This window comes from Glutamicibacter sp. St.4D3, from assembly GCF_059728615.1.
Genome location: NZ_AP039380.1, coordinates 2,133,020 through 2,151,517, shown reverse-complemented (window position 1 = coordinate 2,151,517; position 18,498 = coordinate 2,133,020). Strand labels below are relative to the sequence as shown.

Below are 18,498 nucleotides of genomic sequence, written 5' to 3'. Positions count from 1 at the left end.
ATGAGCACCACCACCGTCACTGAAATCAAGGCCCACGCGCCCTGGTGGCTGCGCCTGCCGGTGATCTCCCACCTGCGCATGTCCTCCGGGCTGCAGCGCGGAATGCTGATCGCCGGGCTGGTGCTCTCCCTGCTGCTGGTGTTCACCGCACTGCTGGCCCCGGTGATCGCACCGTTTGACTTCGCCCAGAACCGGGATGCCTCGGGCGCGTTCCCGCGCCAGTCGGCCCCGGATGACAAGTTCATCTGGGGGACCACGGTCTCCGGGTACGACGTCTTCTCCCGCACCCTGTACGGCGCGCAGACCGCGGTCTGGGTGATCATCGCCGCGGTGGTCATGTCGATCTTCCTCGGGGTGTTCCTGGGGCTGGTCTCCGGGTACCTGGGCGGCTGGTTCGACCGGGTGATGGTGGTGCTCAACGACGCCATCTACGCCTTCCCCTCCCTGCTGCTGGCCATCGTGATGTCCATCGTGATCTCCCAGGGCCAGTCCTCCCTGTTCGGCGGCATCATGGCCGCGGCGGTGTCCATCACCGTGGTGTTCATCCCCCAGTACTACCGGGTGGTGCGCGCCGAGGTGATCCGGCTGAAGGCCGAACCGTTCGTCGAGTCCGCGCAGGTGATCGGCGCCAGCAGCTGGCGGGTCATGGGCACCCACCTGCTGCGCAACGCCACGCGCACCCTGCCGCTGATCTTCACCCTGAACGCCTCCGAGGCGCTGCTGACCCTGGCCGGGCTCGGCTTCCTGGGCTTTGGCATCGAACCGACCGCCGCCAGCGAATGGGGTTTTGACCTGAATCGGGCGATGAGCGACGCCACCGGCGGGATCTGGTGGACCGGGCTGTTCCCGGGCCTGGCGATTGTGCTGACCGTGCTGGGGCTGACCCTGGTCGGTGAATCGATGAACGACCTGAACGACCCGCGGCTGCGGCGCATCAGCCGCAAGAAGGCCAAGCGCATGATCCAGAAGGGGGCCGCGGCATGAGCCACACCCACAGCGAACCGAACCAGGTGCTCAGCGTCCAGGACCTGTCCATCGACTTCGTCACCGACTCCGGGCCGGTGCCGGCCGTGCGCGGGGTGGACCTTTCCGTCCAGCCCGGGGAGATCCTGGCGATCGTCGGGGAATCGGGGTCCGGCAAGTCGGTCACCGCCCGCACCGCCCTGGGGATCATGGCCGAGAACGGGGCGGCGCGCGGCGCGGTCTACCTCAAGGGCCAGGACATGCTGCACGCCAGCGGCGCCCAGCTGCGCCGGGCCCGCGGCCGGGACGTGTCCATGGTGTTCCAGGAACCCTCCACCGCGCTGAACCCGGTGTACACGGTGGGCTGGCAGATCATGGAGGGCATCCGGGCGCACAACAAGATCGGCCGCAGGCAGGCCAAGGCCCGCGCCGTGGAGGCGATGCGCCAGGTCGGCATCCCGGACCCCGAACGCCGGGTGGACTACTACCCGCACCAGTTCTCCGGCGGGCAGAAGCAGCGCGTGGTGATCGCCGCGGCGCTGGCGCTGCGCCCCTCACTGATCGTGGCCGACGAACCGACCACCGCCCTGGATGTGACGGTGCAGGCCGAAATCCTGCAGCTGCTGCGCCAGGTGCGCGAGGAGCTGGGCACCGCGATCGTGATCATCACCCACAACATGGGGGTGGTCGCCGACATCGCCGACCGGGTGATCGTGATGAACCAGGGCCTGGTGATCGAACAGGCCAAGGCGCTGGACCTGTTCGAGAACCCGCAGCAGGACTACACCCGTTCACTGCTGGAGGCGGTGCCGCACCTGGGCCGCTCCAGCGCCTCGAAGGACCTGGAGTCCCGCGCCCACGCCGAGAAGCCGGTGCTGGTCGAGGCCCGGGACTTGAGCGTGCACTACCCGGGGCGCCTGGGCGCACCGGGGTTCACGGCCGTCAACGGGGTGTCCCTGAAGATCCACGCCGGGGAGGTGTACGGGCTGGTCGGTGAATCCGGCTCGGGCAAGACCACCATCGGGCGCACCATCGCCGGGCTGAACCGGATGACCGGCGGGTCGCTGAGGGTGCTGGACTATGAGATGGCCGATTTCCGTGAACGCAGCTTCAAGCCGCTGCGGGAGCAGATCGGGTTCGTCTTCCAGGACCCGGCCGCCAGCTTCAACCCGCAGCTGACCATCGGGCAGTGCGTGGCCGAACCGCTGAACGTGCACCGCAGCCTGGGTCCGCGCGAAACCCGGGCCCGGGTGGGCGGGCTGCTGGAGTCGGTGCAGCTGCCGGCCGGCTACGCCGAACGCTACCCGCACGAGCTCTCCGGCGGCCAACGCCAGCGCGCCTCGCTGGCCCGGGCGCTGGCCCTGGAGCCGAAGCTGCTGATCGCCGATGAACCCACCAGCGCGCTGGATGTCTCGGTGCAGGCCAAGGTGCTGGAGCTGTTCCTGGAGCTGCAGCAGCAGCTGGGCTTCGCGGCCCTGTTCATCTCCCACGACCTGGCGGTGGTGGACATGCTCGCCAGCTGGGTGGGGGTGCTGCTGCGCGGCGAACTGGTTGAGGAGGGGCTGGGCTCCAGGGTGCTCAGCGCCCCGCAGCACCCGTACACGCAGCGGCTGATCGCCTCCCTGCCGGTGCCCGACCCGCGTGAACAGGCCAAGCGCCGGGCGCTGATCGAGCAGCTGAACCTGGCACAGTGAGCGCAACACGCGCCGCCACCAGCTCCCGGGCCGGTGGCGGCGCGTCACTTAATGCGGGTCGTGGCCTAATCCCACGTAAACTGGGCGCATGAGCGAGCCGAACACGAACCCCCTGCCCACGGACTTCGACCCGCACGCCAGCTCCCTGCACGGCGAGGTCGACCAGGCGGTGCTCGATGAGCTGTATTCCATCCGCGGCAGCATCGACAACTTCGACGCCCAGCTGGTCTACCTGCTGGCCGAACGCTTCAAGGCCACCCAGCGGGTGGGCCACCTCAAGGCCGTGCACCAGCTGCCGCCCAGCGACCCGAACCGGGAAAAGGCGCAGATTGAGCGGCTGCGCCACCTGGCCCGTGAGGCGCACCTGGACCCGGAGTTCGCCGAGAAGGTGCTGAACTTCATCATCTCCGAGGTGATCCGCCACCACCAGCACATCTCCAACGCGCACAACAACGAGTAAGCCCGCCCGGTGAGCACGATGAGTGAACGACAAGCCGTATCCGGCAATCAGCCCGCCGAACCGGGCCCGGCGGCAGATCCGGCCACCGCTGCGGTGGCCGCCGCCGAGGCCGCGGTGCACGTCACCTGCCAGCCCCGCTTTGCCGGCACCGAAGCCGTGGAAGTGCACAAGGTGGTGCGCGGGGAACTGGGCGAACCGAACCTGGCGGTCTTCCCGCAGCTGCCCGACCGCGGAGTGTGGGCACGCCAGCAGGCGCGCAGCACCGCCATGATCACCGAGCTGGGCTTTGACCTGCAGCCGCACGGCTGGCGGATTGGGGTGCCGGACGGGATGGACGCCCGCCGCGCCCGCAGCCTGCTGCGCAGGGACGAGAACCTGCTGGCCGACGTGCTGGGCGCGGAGAAGAAACCGGCCGCGCGGATCAAGCTGAACGTGCTCGGGCCCTGGTCGCTGGCCGCCGGCCTGCACCTGGGCAACGGGGAACGGGCGGTGGCCGACCACGGGGCCCGGCGCGACATCATCGAGGCCTACGCCCAGGGGCTGGGGGACTGGCTCACCCGCCTGTCCCGGATCACCGCGCTGCGCCACTTCACCGTGCAGCTGGAGGAGCCGGCGCTGGGCGCCGTGCTGGATGGGGCGCTGCCCACCGCCAGCGGGTACCGCACCCTGCGCTCGGTGCCCCGCCAGGAGGTGCGCCAGCTGCTGGGGGCACTGGTGGAGCACGTGAACCAGCACCACAACGTGTCCTGGGTGGCGCAGCTGGCGCAGCAGGACGGGCGTTGGCGCGAACGGGTGGACCTGGTCCACCAGGCCGGGATCGATGCCCTGGTGCTGGACCCGCTGGGCCTGGACCATGCCGGCTGGGAGCGGGCCGCGGCGCTGGTCGAATCCGGGGGCCGGCTCTTCCTGCAGGTCCTGGAGCCCGGGCAGAAGCCGCCGGGGGTGGTGCAGGCGGTCAAGGACATCCTGCGTCCCTGGCGGATGCTGGGGCTGGGGTTGGAGCGGCTCGGGGCGCTGCGCCTGATGCCGCGCGGGGACTTCTCCGCCTCCGGGGCCGCCGAGGTGATCAGCTGCCTGCAGGCGCTGACCGGGTACGCCCAGGCGCTGGAGCAGACCCGTGTGGACGCCTAGGCCCGCACCCGGGAGTACACGCCCGGGGTGCGCCCTGACCGGGAGAAAGGCCCCGGAACTCATGTATCTTAAAGAGCAGCGGGTAAGTTTGCTGCCTGCCGTTTCGCTGGGCCGCGCCAGTAGCCGGCTTGTCGCTATTCAGGGGGAAATGTATGAAGGCTAAGATCCTGGTCGTCGATGACGACGAGGCGCTGTCGGAGATGATCGGCATCGTGCTGCAAAACGACGGGTTCGACCCGGTGTTCTGCTACGACGGTTCCGGCGCGCTGGAGGCCTTCCGCGAGGCGAACCCCGACCTGGTCCTGCTGGATCTGATGCTGCCGGGCATCGACGGCATTGAGGTGTGCAAGCAGATCCGCGGCGAATCCGATGTCCCCATTGTGATGCTCACCGCCAAGTCCGACACCGCCGACGTGGTGCGCGGGCTGGAGTCCGGGGCCGATGACTACGTGCCCAAGCCCTTCAAGCCGGCCGAACTGGTCGCCCGGGTGCGGGCCCGGCTGCGCCCGGCCGAAACCCACGCCCCGGAAATGCTGAACGTGGCCGATGTGACCATCGACGTGGCCGGCCACCGGGTCACCCGCGGGCAGAGCGTGCTGTCGCTGACCCCCCTGGAATTTGACCTGCTGGTCACCATGGCCCGCAAGCCCTGGCAGGTCTTCAGCCGCGAACAGCTGCTGGAGGCCGTGTGGGGCTACCGCCATGCGGCGGACACCCGGCTGGTGAACGTGCACGTGCAGCGGCTGCGGTCGAAGATTGAGAAGGACCCGGAGAAGCCCACGATCATCCAGACCGTGCGCGGCGTCGGCTACAAGGCGGGATCGGCAAGTTGAGTCAGCGCACCACGACCGGAAGCGAACTTGTCCCGGTCGACGTGCGCGACTCGGCGGTTCCCAAGGCCCCACCCTTCTACCGGCTGCGGCTGTGGCTGCGCCGTCCGCTGGCGGCGGTGCGCCGACGCTGGAACCGCCACCTGATGTACCGCACCGTGGCCTCCACGCTGCTGTTTTCCTCCCTGGCGCTGCTGGCGGCCGGGGCGTTCCTGTCAAATCAGATCGCCAGCACCCTGTTCACCGAGCGCTTCAATCAGGTCGCCACCGAGTCCGAGCGCGGGCTGTCCCAGGCCCGGTCCATCTTCGAATCCGCGGCCACCACCGACCGGGTCTCCACCCAGTCGCTGGTCAACAGCACGCTAAGCACCCTGGAGGGCGACGGGGCCAGCGTGGTGCGCGACTTCGTGCTGATGCCCTTCCCGGGCGATGAGAACATCTATGTGGCCCCCACCGCCTCCGGGCAGCTGACCAGCCGGATCATCCCGGCGGACCTGTCCGAACGGGTCATGAACGATTCGGGGATCTACTGGCGTTCGGTGGAGATCCCCACCGCCGGCAGCCAGGCGCCGGGGATCATCTTCGGCACCAAGGTGCTGCTGCCCCCGGGCCGGGAATACGGCCTCTACCTGGTCTATGACCTCTCCAGCGTGCAAAGCACCCTGGAATTCATCAACCGCGCCATGGTGCTCACCGGCATGATCCTGCTGCTGGTGGTCGGGGTGATCTCCTGGTCGGTCAGCCGCACCGTGGTGCGCCCGGTCGCCGACGCCGCCTACGTCTCGGAGCGGATCGCCGCCGGGGACCTGGACCGGCGCATGCGGGTGATCGGCGAGGACGAGGTCGCCCGCCTGGGCACCGCCTTCAACCACATGGCCGCCTCCCTGCAGGACCAGATCACCCAGCTGAACCAGCTCTCGGCAATGCAGCAGCGCTTCGTCTCGGACGTGTCCCATGAACTGCGCACCCCGTTGACCACGGTGCGCATGGCCGCCGAGGTGATCCATGATGCCCGGGAGTCCTTCGACCCGCTGACCTCGCGTTCGGCCGAACTGATGTACAACCAGATCGAACGCTTCCAGAACCTGCTCAATGACCTGCTGGAGGTCTCCCGCTTCGATGCCGGGGTGGCGGTGCTGGACCGTGAATCCACGGACCTGAACGTGATCGCCCGCAAGGTCATCGACACCGCCACCCCGGTCGCCGACGAATACGGTTCGGTGCTGCGCCTCTCGGCCCCCGCCGAGGGCTGCGTGGCCGAAGTGGACCCGCGGCGGGTCGAGCGGATCCTGCGCAACCTGGTGCTCAACGCCGCCGAACACGGGGAGGGCAACCCGATCGACATCAGCATCGGCCAGGATGAGGACGCGGTGGCGATCTCGGTGCGCGACCACGGCATCGGGATGAGCGCCGAGGCAGCCTCCCACGTCTTTGACCGCTTCTGGCGCGCCGATCCGGCCCGCAAGCGCACCACCGGCGGCTCCGGGCTGGGGCTGGCCATCGCCAAGGAGGACACCGCGCTGCACGGTGGACGCCTGGAGGCCTGGGGGGAGGAGGGGGTCGGTTCGAACTTCCGGTTGACCCTGCCCCGTACCGCCGGGCACACGATCTCCAGCTCACCGCTGCCGTTGGAGCCCACCGTGCTGCCGGATTTGGGTGCCGCCGGAATCCCGGAACACTTCCCGCTGACCGGGGAGCTGCCCAAGATCGGCTTCGTGCCGCTGCTGCTGGATGAACCGCTGGACGATGACGTCATCGACCCGCGCGGGGCCTTTGGCACCCAGAAACCGGGCAGTGAACGGCCCGGCACCGACAAGCCGGGCAGGGACCTGCCCGGCGCCGCCAACCCGGATGCGGGGGATCAGTCATGAGCACACCGGCACCCCGCACCCCGCGGCCGAGGGGCACCTTGAGGTTCCCCGTCGCCCGGCTGCGCTTCGCACTGGGTCCGGCCCGGCTGCTGCACGCCCTGGTCCTGGCCCTGGCCGGGGTGCTGGTGCTCAGCGGCTGCGCCTCCATCCCGCGTTCCTCCCCGGTCCAGCAGATCCAGTCCCAGCCCGATGATGAAAGCGATGAGAACTACAGCTTTGACGCGCTGGGACCGCAGCCGGGCTCCAGCCCGCGCGGCATCGTGGAGGGCTTCTTAGAGGCCGGGGTGTCCCTGGCCCAGGACTACGCGGTGGCGCGCGAGTTCATGACCCCGCAGCTGCAAAACGCCTGGAAGGGCAGCAGCCGCACCCTGGTGTACGACGCCAGCTCGATCATCGAGGCGGGGGCGGAAAACCGCTACACCATCCAGCTGGAAATCACCGCCGAGGTCGACGCGAACGGGATCCGCACCGAATACCCCTCCCATTCCACCCGGGCGGTGGACGTGGAGCTCAGCGAAATCGACGGGGAATGGCGCATCTCCAAGGCCCCGGACGGGATCATGCTCGAAAGCAGCTTCTTCGAGCGGATCTTCACCCCGCGCACCCTGTACTTCTACGACGCCAGCTACAAGTACCTGGTCCCGGACATCCGCTGGTTCTCCTCCCGCAGCGGTGCGGCGACCTCCGTGGTCGAGGCCCTGCTGGAGGGCCCGGCCCCCTACCTGGAAAACGCGGTCGTCTCCGCGTTCTCCTCGGCCAGCTCCCTGGTGCGCCCGGCGGTCCCGGTCAAGGACGGCACCGCCACGGTGGACCTGAACGCCGAGACCTTCGTGGACAGCACCGACCTGGCCAAGCAGCTGATGCAGCAGCAGCTGGTCGCCTCGCTGGACGAACTGACCTCCGTGGAACGCGTGCAGATGCAGTCCGAGGAAGCGGACGTAAACCTGGAACAGGTGCCGCCGGAATTCGAGAAGGCCGAACGCAACCCCAGCACCCCGGACACGCTGATCGGCATCGACGAGGGGTCCTTGGTCTACGTCAAGGGCGGCAGCGTGATCCCGGTGGGCGGGGTGCCGGACCTGTCCGAATACTCGCCCCGCGACCCGGCGATGTCGCCGGTGGGCAACCGCTACGCGTTCCTGAACGGCAAACGCAGCGCACTGATGACCGTGGATGAAAACGGCCGGGTCCGCCAGGTCGCCACCGGCACCAATTTGCTGCGCCCCTCCATGGATGTGGCCGGGTGGACCTGGACCGCGGGTAATTCCGCCAAGACCCCCATCCTGGTGGCCCCCGCCGATCCGGCGGTCTCCGGGGAAACCCGGCCGATCAGCGTGGACTGGCTCAAGGGCCAACAGGTGCAGTCGCTGCGGATTTCCCGGGACGGGGCCCGGGCGCTGCTGGTGGTGCGTGATGGTTCACAGACCCGGGTTCTGGTCAGCGGCGTGGTGCGCGACGCCGATGGGGTGCCCCGGGGACTGAGTGAGCATCCGATGGAGATCTTCCCCAGTGTTCCGGTGAACACCGCGCTGTGGAACTCGGACCAGTCCATCATCGTGGCCAGGTTCAGCCGCACCGAATCGGTGGAAGCCGAGCTGCTGACCTTCTCCTCGGGCTCCGAACCGTTCTCCCCGCTGCTGGGCATGGTGTCCCTGGCCGCCGGCCCCGGCGATCGCCGCCCGGTCTACGCCGGAACCCCGGAGGACCTGCACACCCGGGTGGGCAACACCTGGCGCAAGCTTGATGACTTCGCCGCCGACGTGTCCTACCCCGGCTAGCATCCCCAACCGGCCGCCGTGCTGGCACCTGCCGTGCCCGGGCAATGCACACTGGGCGCCATGGGTTCCCCGTTGGCGGCCTGGGTGGACCGGGCCCTGTCCTTGACCCCGGCGCGCGCCGCCGCCTTTGGCCTGCGCGAGCTTGCAGCCCTGCTGCTGCCCACCAGCTGCGCACTGTGCCAAGCCCCCGATCACCGGCTCTGCCCGCGGTGTGCCCGGCAACTGGTCGCCCAGCTGCATTTGCCTCCGCTGGGCCCGGCACTGCGCTGCCGGCTGGAACTGCCCCAGCACCGGGAACTGTTCCTGGTCTGCGCCGCCGGTCTCTACGCCAACGAGCTGGCCCAGGCGATCCTGGCGTTCAAGAACCGCCAGCGGGTATTCCTCGCCGCGCAGTTCGCGCCCTACCTGGCGGCCGTCGCCGCCGCGCTGAGCCCACCGTGCGTTCCGGGGGAGCAGGTGTGGCTGGTGCCGGTTCCCTCCTCACCGGCCGCCCGGACCCGGCGCGGATACTGGCCGGTGCAACGAATCCTGTGCCGGGCCCAGGCCGACGGGCTGATCCCCGCCCGGCTGAGCTGCCGGCCGATCCTGCGTCACCGGTTCTCCCTGCGTCCTGCCGGGGCCCAGAAGGGCAAGAGCCGCTCCCAGCGGCGCAGCAGCGGTGGGGCACTGTACGCCTTCGACGCCGCCCGGCCGGGACAGCAGGTGCTGCTGGTGGATGACGTGGTCACGACGGGCGCCACCCTCATCGCCGCGGCAAACGCCTGCCGGGCGGCCGGGTACCGGGTGATTGGAGCGATCGCCCTGGCCTTGACACCGCCACCGAGCACCGAAACGAAGTAGCCGCTGAAGCGTCGGTTTCGCTGAACGCGATAAGAAATCTGGGCAGTAAGTAGTGGAATCCACACGAAGTGGCATATGGTGAAGTATGGGTTGCATCGCAGATGCAGCGTAAGGCCCATCTTCAGTCCAGGGGCTGGAAAATCCCTGGATTGTTGTGTCACCCGACTCTATTTTGGAGGACACCATGGAGCTGAACTACAGCGGCCGTAACGTCACCGTTTCCGATCGTTTCCGCGAATACGTGGACGAGAAAATGGTCAAGATCGAGCAACTGACCAACAAGGTGCAGCGGATCGACGTCAAAGTCGTGAAGGAACCCCACGCCCGCAACCAATCCACCGCCTTGTCCGTGGAATTGACCGTGGTTGGCCGAGGACCGGCGATTCGCGCCGAAGCCACCGGCGCAGAAAAGTTCGCAGCATTCGACGTGGCCTTCTCCAAGCTGCTGGAGCGCCTGCGCAAGGCGCGGGACAAGCAGAAGGTGCACCGCGGGAATCACACCCCGGTCGCCGTCCACCAGGCCACCAGCGGCTTGCCGACGATAGGCGCCGGAAAGACCCTGGTCGAACAGGCCATGGAAAACCAGGCCGCCGAGGAAGCCGCGCAAAACAGCGAGGATTCGCAGTACACCCCGGTGGTGATTCGCCGCAAGGTCTTCCCTGCCGAGGTCATGAGCATCGACGACGCCGTGGACCGCATGGAACTGGTGGGTCACCCGTTCTACCTGTTCATCGACGAAGCCAACGGGTCACATTCGGTGGTGTACCGCCGCCACCAGTACCAGTACGGCGTGCTCACCCTGGATCCGTCACTGAACGAAGACGATGAGCTGCCGACCGAGGTCCGCGGCTACCGTGACTCCGAAGTGTCCACCGACGCCTAGCAGGCGGTGGAACACCACGTCATTATGACCATGGGCGGCCACAGCGACCTGAGCCTGCAACAGGCTCGACGGATCGCCGTGGCCGCCCAAGGCCTGTCCGGGACACGTAGCCCCGCACGCAGCGGACGGGCAAAAATCCTGCAGGTCTACCAGCAGATCGCGCAAACCCAAATCGACTCGGTCAACGTCGTGGCCCGCGCCCACTACCAGCCGGTGTTCGCCCGGCTCGGGGACTACAGCCGCACCCAATTGGACCGGCTGGTGGCCGGAGCGGCCAGCCCGGTCACCGAGTACTGGTCCCACGAAGCCAGCTACGTGCGCAGCGACCTGGTGGGGGACCTGCGGCGCTGGCGTCCGCGGCACTGGGCCGACGCCTCCCACCGCTTCACCCCCGAACAGCACCAGCTGGTCGCCCCGGTCCTGGAATTCCTGGACTCCAACCCCGGCTCCTCTGCCCGCCAAATCAGCCAGGCCCTGGATATCCCGGCCACGACGGACAAGGACCACTGGGGATGGAACTGGAACGACACGAAACTGGTCACCGAATCACTGTTCTGGCAAACCCGGATTCTCTCGCTGGGGCGCAACCAGCACTTTGAACGGCGCTTCGCCCCGGCCAGCACCGTCATCCAGGCACAGTACCTGGAGCCAGCCCATTCGGCGCAGGAATCCCTGCGGCGCCTGGTGCTCGCCGCCGTGGACGCGTTGGGGGTGGCCAGCCTGCACTGCGTCAGCGAGTATTTCCGGCTCCCCGCCGCCCCGGTCAAAACGATGGTCCACGAACTGTTGCATGCCGGTGAGCTGCAACGCTGCCGGGTTGAATCGCTCACCGAAGACTTCTACCTGCGCCCCGGGCTGGTGATTGCCTCCCGCCGGTCACGTACCACCCGCATCCTTTCGCCGTTTGACTCCATGATCTTCAACCGGCGCCGACTGCAGAAGCTGTTCGGATTCCATTACCGCATCGAGATTTATGTGCCCGAACCCAAACGCCGGTACGGCTATTACGTCTTTCCCATCCTGCACGGCGACGACCTGGTGGGCCGGGTGGATCTGAAGGCGGACCGCAAGCTCGGGGGAGCTGCAGGTGAAATCCGTGCATTTCGAAGCGGCCCCCACCGAATCGGTGTTGCAGGGGACCGACGCCGAACTGTGGCTGATGGCACGGTGGCTTGGACTCTCATCGGTTACCGTGGGAACTGAGCGGCTGCTGTGCAGCCCATGGCGGTTGTCCGCGAAACACCAGGCCTCGGTCTGAAATGAGTTTGCAGTTCAAATTACTCACGTAGACTGTAAACCGCCAGAATTTACTGTGCTTGAGATATTGGGAGCTACCACGTGGCATCATTGCTAGAACGTATTCTGCGTACCGGCGACAAGAAGACCCTGAAGAAGCTGCGGGTCTACGCCGACGCAATCAATGCGTTGGAAGGCGAATTTCGCGACATGTCCGATGAGGAACTGCGCGGGGAAACCGATAAGTTCCGGGCACGGTACGCCGAAGGCGAGACCCTGGATTCGCTGCTTCCCGAAGCCTTCGCCGCGGTGCGTGAAGCCGCCGACCGCGTACTCGGGATGCGCCACTTCGATGTCCAGCTGATGGGCGGTGCCGCCCTGCACCTGGGCAACATCGCCGAAATGCGCACCGGTGAAGGTAAGACCCTGGTCGCCACCGCACCGGCCTATCTCAACGCCCTGACCGGCCGCGGCGTGCACGTGGTGACCGTCAACGACTTCCTGGCCGAATACCAGTCCGACCTGATGGGCCGCGTCTTCCGCTTTTTGGGCATGAGCACCGGGTGCATCCTGGCCAACATGGATCCTGCCAAGCGCCGCAAGCAGTACGCCGCGGACATCACCTATGGCACCAACAACGAGTTCGGCTTCGACTACCTGCGCGACAACATGGCCTGGAGCAAGGAAGAACTGGTCCAGCGCGAACACCACTTCGTCATCGTCGATGAAGTCGACTCCATCCTGATCGACGAGGCCCGTACCCCGCTGATCATTTCCGGCCAGGCCTCAGGCGATGTCAACCGCTGGTACACCGAATTCTCCAAGATGGTCACCCGCCTGGAGCGCGAATCCGATTACGAGATCGATGAGAAGAAGCGCACCGTGGGTGTGCTGGAGCCGGGCATCGAGAAGATCGAGGACTACCTGGGCATCGACAACCTCTACGAGGCGGCCAACACGCCGCTGATCGGCTTTTTGAACAACGCCATCAAGGCCAAGGAGCTGTTCAAGCGCGACAAGGACTACGTCGTGGTCAACGGCGAGGTCATGATCGTGGACGAACACACCGGCCGTGCCCTGCCTGGACGACGCTACTCCGAGGGCATGCACCAGGCCATCGAGGCCAAGGAAGGCGTGCAGATCAAGGCCGAGAACCAGACCCTGGCCACGATCACCCTGCAGAACTATTTCCGCATGTACGAGAAGATCTCGGGCATGACCGGCACCGCCCAGACCGAGGCGGCCGAGTTCATGGGCACCTACAAGCTCGGCGTGGTGGAAATTCCCACGAACCGTCCGGCGATCCGCGAAGACAAGTCGGATTTGATCTACAAGAACGAGATCGCCAAGTTCGACGCCGTCGTCGCCGACATCGCCGAACGCCACCAGAGCGGCCAGCCGATCCTGGTGGGCACCACCAGCGTGGAAAAGAGCGAATACCTTTCCCGGCTGTTGGCCAAGCAGGGTGTGCGTCATGAGGTGCTCAACGCCAAGAACCACGCCCGTGAAGCGGCCATCGTGGCGATGGCCGGTAAGAAGGGCGGCGTCACCGTGGCCACCAACATGGCTGGGCGCGGTACCGACATCATGCTCGGCGGCAACGCCGAGTTCATCGCGGTGGCCGAAATGGAACGCCGCGGACTGGACCCGCAGGAGAACTCCGAACAGTACGAGGCCGAATGGGACGAGGTGTTCGCCAAGGCCAAGGAAACCGTGGCCCGCGAAGCCAAGGAAGTCGCCGAGCTGGGCGGACTGTACGTGCTGGGCACCGAACGCCACGAGTCGCGGCGCATCGACAACCAGCTGCGCGGTCGTGCCGGGCGCCAGGGCGACCCGGGTGAATCCCGCTTCTACCTGTCGATGACCGATGACCTGATGCGCCGCTTCAATTCCGGCATGGCCGAGCGGATCATGAACAATCCCTCGATGCCCGATGACGTGGCCCTGGAATCCAAGATGGTCTCCAAGGCCATTGAATCCGCCCAGGCTCAGGTTGAAGGCGTCAACGCCGAACAGCGCAAGAACGTGCTGAAGTACGACGACGTGATGAACCGCCAGCGCGAGGCGATCTACACCGACCGCCGCCGCATCCTGGAAGGCGATGACATCCACGAGAAGGTGGAGCACTTCCTGGAGGACGTCGTCAAGGCGATGGTTGTCGAAGCCACCCAGTCCGGCAACCCGGATGACTGGGATCTGCGCCAGTTGTGGACCAACTTCAAGCAGCTCTACCCCATCTCGCTGACCGTTGATGAGGTGGCCGAGGAAGCCGGCGGCGTCTCCCACCTGACCCCGGCGTTCATTGAGCAGGAAGTCCTCTCCGATGCACGCCTGCAGTACCAGGCCCGCGAAGAGGCGGTCGGTTCGCAGACCATGCGCGAACTGGAGCGTCGCGTCGTGCTCTCGACCATTGGACGCAAATGGCAGGAACACCTGTACGAGATGGATTACCTCAAGGAGGGCATCGGGCTGCGTGCCATGGCACAGCGTGACCCGCTGGTGGAATACCAGCGCGAGGGCTACACCATGTTCCAGACCATGATGGAAGGCATCCGCGAGGATTCCATCGGCACCCTGTTCCACCTGGAACTGCCCGCCGGGCAGAAGGAACCGGAGGCGATCGGCGAGGCGCTGGGCACTCCGGCGCAACCGCAGAACCTGCAGTTCACCGGACCGGATGAGGACGGGGAGGCCAGCACCACCCGCGAGCAGGCCAAGTCCTCCAAGCCCAAGGCCGCTGCCGGGGCTGGGACCGGAAAGTCCAAGAAGAACAAGAAGCGCCGCTGACCTAGAGCACTTCCAGTTCCGTCACCTGCCAGCGTCCGTGCCAGGGCTCGATTCGAAGAGCCACGGCACGGACGCGGTGCTTAAAGGCCAGAACCGCAGCGCATTCATAGGCCCCGGACTGGGTTTGCTCCATCCGGATGGTGCGCACACAGCCGTGGGTGGTTCCCGGCTGCGCGGTGGTGGTGAAATTGCGGGTCTCGATGAGCATCTGCCGTTTAATCTTTTCAACACAGCCTGGCTCCATCGCGAAATTGAGCTGGCGGATGCTGCGGTACCCGGAAAGCACCTCGAAGACGGCACGGGCCACGGCGTGGCACAGCTGGACCGCGGCCATTCTGCCGGTACGCGGTGCCGGAGCCCGGTGGAAGATCCAGTTCATGGGTTTGGCAATGGCCTGCGGGCTTTGATGGCGCGTCGGATGTGGCAACGCCGGGCCCTGCAGGCGCACCGTCAGGTGAGCAGCGGGTCGTTGCAACCAGCTCACCGAGGTGACGCTGGGGTGGAGGGTGGTGGTGGACATGGCGATGACCTTTCAAGATGATCAACCCGTGGGGCCGGGGCGATCTGGGTATCAGGGTGTGGGCAGGTGCAGCACCATGCCGACCTGTAGAAGATCCGGATCGGCACCGATCACGTCCCGGTTGCGTTGATGGATGCGTGGCCAGTAGGCGGCCACGTCACCGATGGAAGCGCTTTCGCCCAGCCGGGTCCGGGCGATGTCCCACAGGGTGTCCCCGTGCCGGATAATCACTTCCTGCACCACGGGCCGGGACTGCGCCGCGTCCGGGGGAGTACCCAGGGTGCGGCCGAGGGGAATTGCGGTGCGCTGCGCGTTCCAGGTGGGCACCGGTACGCCCGGTTCCCTCTGGTCATCCGATGTCCCTGCACCGACAGGGAAGCCGGGACCGGGAATGGTATTGGCGGCGGACTGAGCGGCCACGGCCTGAGCGGCCACGGCAGCGGTCCCCAGCGGCATGGCGGTCACCAGTCCAACCCCCAGCCCGGAAATGTAGAGGCGTCGCAAAAACCGCGGACCCACCCTTCCCAGCATCAGCGCCAAGCGCTGATGACCTCGACGGGCCGCCGTGCGTGAGAGCAAGTGCGCGAGCCAGCCCAGGCAGAGCCAGAGCAGGTAGCCAATGAGGAACAAGGTCAGTGCGCGCAGGAACAGGCCGCAGGAGACGGGCAGGTGCCAGCTGCTCCACCGTTGCGGCTCAACGCCAGAGAGCATCCGATGCAGCCAGAGCAGGCTGATCAGCGCCGCCGCCACAGCCACGGTTACCAGCGAGGCAGCCAGCCGTTTCTGCCACATCCCAACCACATCCTTTGTTGTTTGATAGCGTTTGATGTTATTTGAATAAGATAATGACACTTGAAGCTGATTAAGGGAAGGCTCTTGTTGAAAATTGTGGAGGCCCGTAGGGTGTGGTCATGCGATGGGAATCCTTGTTTGCGGATCTTGAATCCCAGCTGCAGGCACAGCTGGCAGAAGACCTGCGAGCGGAAATCGCCGAATCGGTTCGGGTGGAGCAGGCGCGGCAGACACTGGCCGAACGGCTGCTGACCTGCCAGGGCCGGCCCTTGTCGCTCCGGCTGGCCGGGGGCGAGGAACTCACGGCACGGCTGGGGCCGGTTGGCAATGACTACCTGTGCCTGGAAGAGTCCGCGACCCGCTGGCTCATCCGCGCCGCCGCCGTGCAGACGGTAGCCCTGCCGCCCAAGCCTTCCGCGCACAGCGAGACGGTGAAACTTGCGGCCGCAAGATTCGCGGCGGTGTTGCGTGCCCTGCTACGCGACCGGAACCCGGTCCAGGTGCACGGAATTGATGGCCAACTCCTGGGGGAGGGGACACTACTGCAGGCAGCCCAGGACTTCATCGTGCTAGGCACCCACGCGCGGGACGAATATGCCCGCCCGCGCAGCATTACCTCCGAACTGCTCATCCCGCACACCGCGCTGGGCTGGTTGATGCTGGAACACCGGCACTGAGGCCCCGCCAGGTTCCTGCCAGCGCCCACGAAATCCACAATCCTGGATTCGCCCCTTCACAGTTGCCCGTTCTTCCATTAGGCTCACCGCACAACATGCAGGTTCTCAAATGAGGTGAACGCCGTGGTTGCCGAGGCGCGCAGCAAGCACCAGCCGGTACCGGTCAGCCCCCGGGTGCGCCGTGCCAGATGGAAGGAACCGCGGCTGCTGCTGGGCCTGCTGCTGGTGGCGGCCGCCGTGACCGGCACCGTAGTGCTGGTCAACTCCATGGATGAGCGCACAGCGGTGTATGTGGCCAAGCAGGACATCACGCTGGGTGAGCCGCTGGGTGAAGAGAACCTGGAAGTTGCCCACGTGCAGCTGGGGGACTCCATGCAGCACTATGTGCCGGCCGAGGCGCAGCACCTGCTGGATGCGCGGGCGAACACCTTCATCGGCTCCGGGCAGCTGATCGCCCAGGACTTCGTCACCCGCAGTGAACTGGGTTCGCGACGGCCCATCAACATTGATCTGCCGGTGGACCTGTCCCCGGCCATCACCCCCGGCAGCAGGGTCGACGTGTGGATCGCCCAGCGGGAGCCGGGTACCGCCAGCTATGGAACCCCGGAACTGCTGGCGAACCTCGTGGAAGTTTCGGCACGCACCGAACGGGCCGCCGGTCTGGTCGGGCAGAGTGCCGTCAACCTGGAGCTGCTGGTGGAACCGGCCTATCTTGAACCCCTGTTGCAGGCATTGGCCAATGAATCACGGATCATTGTGGTGTACAACCCGGCCGGTGAATCCTCATGAGCATCTCGGTGGTGGTCCTTGGCCAAGACCCCGATCTGGTGCGCCGGATCGAGAGCTACCGCGGGGAGCTGATGGTGGTGCGGGTCTGCCAGGAGATCCCCGAGGCGGTTGCGGCCTGCACCTCCAATCGGGTGGACGTGCTGCTGGTTGCCGAACCGGGCCTGATGCCGGCCATGGAGCAGGTCGACTACGTGCAGGAACGTGACGTGGTGCTGGTGCTGCTGGACACCGAGGTCTCCCCGATCCCCGGGGTGATTTCCGCCGCCCCCAGCGGCAGCGCCGCCGAACTGGAAACCCTGATCGCCCAGGGGCTGCGCGAGCGGGAGCTGGACCGGCCCTCTGGCGGCGCCCTGGGCCAGGGCCTAATGGGAGCGGAGTCAGGGCGCGAACCGGGAAGGGTGAGCACCTTCTGGAGTGGGGCCGGCTCCCCGGGGCGCAGCACGCTGGCGCTGAATTTCGCGGTGGAGGCGGCAGCCGCCGGCGAATCGGTGGTCCTCATCGATGCCGATACCTACGCCTCATCCCTGGCCATCCAGCTGGGAATGCTCGATGAGGCGGCAGCGGTGGCACAGTTGTGCCGGGTTGTGGACACCGGGCACTTCGATGCTGCCCGCCTTGAAGCGGTGTTGACCACAATCCAGGTCGGATCCTCCACCTTGAAGGTGGCCAGCGGAATCCCGCGCGCCAGTCGTTGGCCCGAGGTGCGGGCCGCCTCGCTGCGCCGGGCCGTGGCGGTACTGAAGGAACACCATGACCGGGTCATCCTGGACGTGGCCGCCCCGGTGGAAACCGACGAACAGCTCAGCTTCGACACCTACGCCCCGCAGCGCAACGGGGTCAGCGTGGAGGCATTGCGCTTTTCCGACGAGGTGATCATGGTCGTGGCCGCGAACAGTGTGGGCATTCCCCGGGCCATCCGGGCCCTGGATGAACTGGCCGAGGCGCAGCTTCACCCACAGTTGCGGATCCTGTTCAACAAGGTCGGCTCGGCTTCCTCCGGCAGGGCCCCGCGCCGCGGCATTTCGGAGGCCTGGGAGCGCTTCGGGCCCTCCTATCCCATCCTCGGATTTTTGCCTGATGACCACTCGGTTTGCCAGGCTGCGGTGCTGGCCGGAAGCTCATTGTTGGAGTTGGCGCCACGTTGCGCACTACGCTCAGAAATCCGCGCCCTGGCCGGCAAGAAACTACCATTTCGGGCAACCACACCGAACCCGAAGCCGGGGCGCGAGAGAGTGTAGGAAAACGGC

16 protein-coding genes are annotated in these 18,498 nt (G+C 66.7%); 14 read left to right on the top strand and 2 right to left on the bottom strand.

What is annotated here, in order from left to right; translation table 11 throughout:
• The 11 genes from AC6I21_RS09860 to secA all read left to right on the top strand — a co-directional run bounded on the left by AC6I21_RS09860 (position 1) and on the right by secA (position 14,473).
• The gene (locus AC6I21_RS09860) at positions 1-984 is read left to right on the top strand and encodes an ABC transporter permease (protein ID WP_138177513.1); all 984 of its coding nucleotides are present in this window, start codon (positions 1-3) and stop codon (positions 982-984) included.
• Complete coding sequence (locus AC6I21_RS09855) at positions 981-2,657, top strand: dipeptide ABC transporter ATP-binding protein (protein WP_446754847.1); 1,677 nt, start codon at positions 981-983, stop codon at positions 2,655-2,657. Before AC6I21_RS09860 ends, AC6I21_RS09855 begins: the two co-directional genes overlap by 4 nt.
• 88 nt (positions 2,658-2,745) lie before the next feature.
• Positions 2,746-3,117, top strand: a complete 372-nt coding sequence (locus AC6I21_RS09850; protein WP_054822019.1) for a chorismate mutase — start codon at positions 2,746-2,748, stop codon at positions 3,115-3,117.
• An 18-nt stretch (positions 3,118-3,135) separates the two neighbouring features.
• Complete coding sequence (locus AC6I21_RS09845) at positions 3,136-4,248, top strand: uroporphyrinogen decarboxylase/cobalamine-independent methonine synthase family protein (protein ID WP_497762308.1); 1,113 nt, start codon at positions 3,136-3,138, stop codon at positions 4,246-4,248.
• Between the two features lie 152 nt (positions 4,249-4,400).
• Positions 4,401-5,081: an MtrAB system response regulator MtrA gene (mtrA, locus tag AC6I21_RS09840; RefSeq protein WP_138177519.1), complete on the top strand. Its 681-nt coding sequence runs from the start codon at positions 4,401-4,403 to the stop codon at positions 5,079-5,081.
• The gene (gene mtrB, locus AC6I21_RS09835) at positions 5,078-6,949 is read left to right on the top strand and encodes an MtrAB system histidine kinase MtrB (RefSeq protein WP_446753382.1); all 1,872 of its coding nucleotides are present in this window, start codon (positions 5,078-5,080) and stop codon (positions 6,947-6,949) included. Before mtrA ends, mtrB begins: the two co-directional genes overlap by 4 nt.
• Before the next feature lie 38 nt (positions 6,950-6,987).
• The gene (locus AC6I21_RS09830) at positions 6,988-8,727 is read left to right on the top strand and encodes an LpqB family beta-propeller domain-containing protein (RefSeq protein ID WP_497762307.1); all 1,740 of its coding nucleotides are present in this window, start codon (positions 6,988-6,990) and stop codon (positions 8,725-8,727) included.
• A gap of 60 nt (positions 8,728-8,787) precedes the next feature.
• The gene (locus AC6I21_RS09825; protein WP_497762306.1) at positions 8,788-9,567 is read left to right on the top strand and encodes a ComF family protein; all 780 of its coding nucleotides are present in this window, start codon (positions 8,788-8,790) and stop codon (positions 9,565-9,567) included.
• A gap of 184 nt (positions 9,568-9,751) precedes the next feature.
• Positions 9,752-10,450 carry a ribosome hibernation-promoting factor, HPF/YfiA family gene (hpf, locus tag AC6I21_RS09820; RefSeq protein ID WP_138177527.1) on the top strand — a complete coding sequence of 233 codons (699 nt, stop codon included), beginning with the start codon at positions 9,752-9,754 and terminating at the stop codon, positions 10,448-10,450.
• 6 nt (positions 10,451-10,456) lie between these two features.
• A complete protein-coding gene (locus tag AC6I21_RS09815; RefSeq protein WP_497762305.1) occupies positions 10,457-11,653 on the top strand; it encodes a winged helix-turn-helix domain-containing protein in 1,197 nt (398 codons plus the stop codon).
• Positions 11,654-11,788: 135 nt separating this feature from the next.
• Positions 11,789-14,473 (top strand): preprotein translocase subunit SecA, encoded by a 2,685-nt coding sequence (secA, locus tag AC6I21_RS09810; RefSeq protein WP_497762304.1) that lies wholly within the window; start codon positions 11,789-11,791, stop codon positions 14,471-14,473.
• 1 nt (position 14,474) lies between these two features.
• Here the strand turns inward: secA and AC6I21_RS09805 are convergent, their stop codons facing one another.
• Entirely contained in the window at positions 14,475-14,993 is a 519-nt protein-coding gene (locus tag AC6I21_RS09805) for an Rv3235 family protein (protein WP_054820954.1), read from the bottom strand.
• A 51-nt stretch (positions 14,994-15,044) separates the two neighbouring features.
• Entirely contained in the window at positions 15,045-15,785 is a 741-nt protein-coding gene (locus AC6I21_RS09800; RefSeq protein ID WP_497762303.1) for a LysM peptidoglycan-binding domain-containing protein, read from the bottom strand.
• A 119-nt stretch (positions 15,786-15,904) separates the two neighbouring features.
• Between AC6I21_RS09800 and AC6I21_RS09795 the strand changes: the two genes are divergently transcribed.
• The 3 genes from AC6I21_RS09795 (at position 15,905) to AC6I21_RS09785 (ending at position 18,489) form a co-directional block, all read left to right on the top strand.
• Positions 15,905-16,462 (top strand): hypothetical protein, encoded by a 558-nt coding sequence (locus tag AC6I21_RS09795; protein ID WP_421013900.1) that lies wholly within the window; start codon positions 15,905-15,907, stop codon positions 16,460-16,462.
• A gap of 114 nt (positions 16,463-16,576) precedes the next feature.
• Entirely contained in the window at positions 16,577-17,251 is a 675-nt protein-coding gene (locus AC6I21_RS09790; RefSeq protein WP_497762302.1) for a hypothetical protein, read from the top strand.
• On the top strand, positions 17,248-18,489 hold the full coding sequence (locus tag AC6I21_RS09785; RefSeq protein ID WP_138177541.1) for a CpaE/TadZ family protein: 1,242 nt from the start codon (positions 17,248-17,250) through the stop codon (positions 18,487-18,489). The genes AC6I21_RS09790 and AC6I21_RS09785 overlap by 4 nt, the downstream gene beginning before the upstream one ends.
• Positions 18,490-18,498: the final 9 nt, after the last annotated feature.

Excerpts from the sequence above, each read along its gene's own strand:
- AC6I21_RS09860 (WP_138177513.1), top strand. The coding sequence starts at position 1 with ATGAGCACCACCACCGTCACTGAAATCAAGGCCCACGCGCCCTGGTGG.
- AC6I21_RS09855 (WP_446754847.1), top strand. The coding sequence starts at position 981 with ATGAGCCACACCCACAGCGAACCGAACCAGGTGCTCAGCGTCCAGGAC.
- AC6I21_RS09850 (WP_054822019.1), top strand. The coding sequence starts at position 2,746 with ATGAGCGAGCCGAACACGAACCCCCTGCCCACGGACTTCGACCCGCAC.
- AC6I21_RS09845 (WP_497762308.1), top strand. The coding sequence starts at position 3,136 with ATGAGTGAACGACAAGCCGTATCCGGCAATCAGCCCGCCGAACCGGGC.
- mtrA (WP_138177519.1), top strand. The coding sequence starts at position 4,401 with ATGAAGGCTAAGATCCTGGTCGTCGATGACGACGAGGCGCTGTCGGAG.
- AC6I21_RS09825 (WP_497762306.1), top strand. The coding sequence starts at position 8,788 with ATGGGTTCCCCGTTGGCGGCCTGGGTGGACCGGGCCCTGTCCTTGACC.
- hpf (WP_138177527.1), top strand. The coding sequence starts at position 9,752 with ATGGAGCTGAACTACAGCGGCCGTAACGTCACCGTTTCCGATCGTTTC.
- AC6I21_RS09805 (WP_054820954.1), bottom strand. The coding sequence starts at position 14,993 with ATGTCCACCACCACCCTCCACCCCAGCGTCACCTCGGTGAGCTGGTTG.
- AC6I21_RS09800 (WP_497762303.1), bottom strand. The coding sequence starts at position 15,785 with ATGTGGCAGAAACGGCTGGCTGCCTCGCTGGTAACCGTGGCTGTGGCG.
- AC6I21_RS09795 (WP_421013900.1), top strand. The coding sequence starts at position 15,905 with ATGCGATGGGAATCCTTGTTTGCGGATCTTGAATCCCAGCTGCAGGCA.
- AC6I21_RS09785 (WP_138177541.1), top strand. The coding sequence starts at position 17,248 with ATGAGCATCTCGGTGGTGGTCCTTGGCCAAGACCCCGATCTGGTGCGC.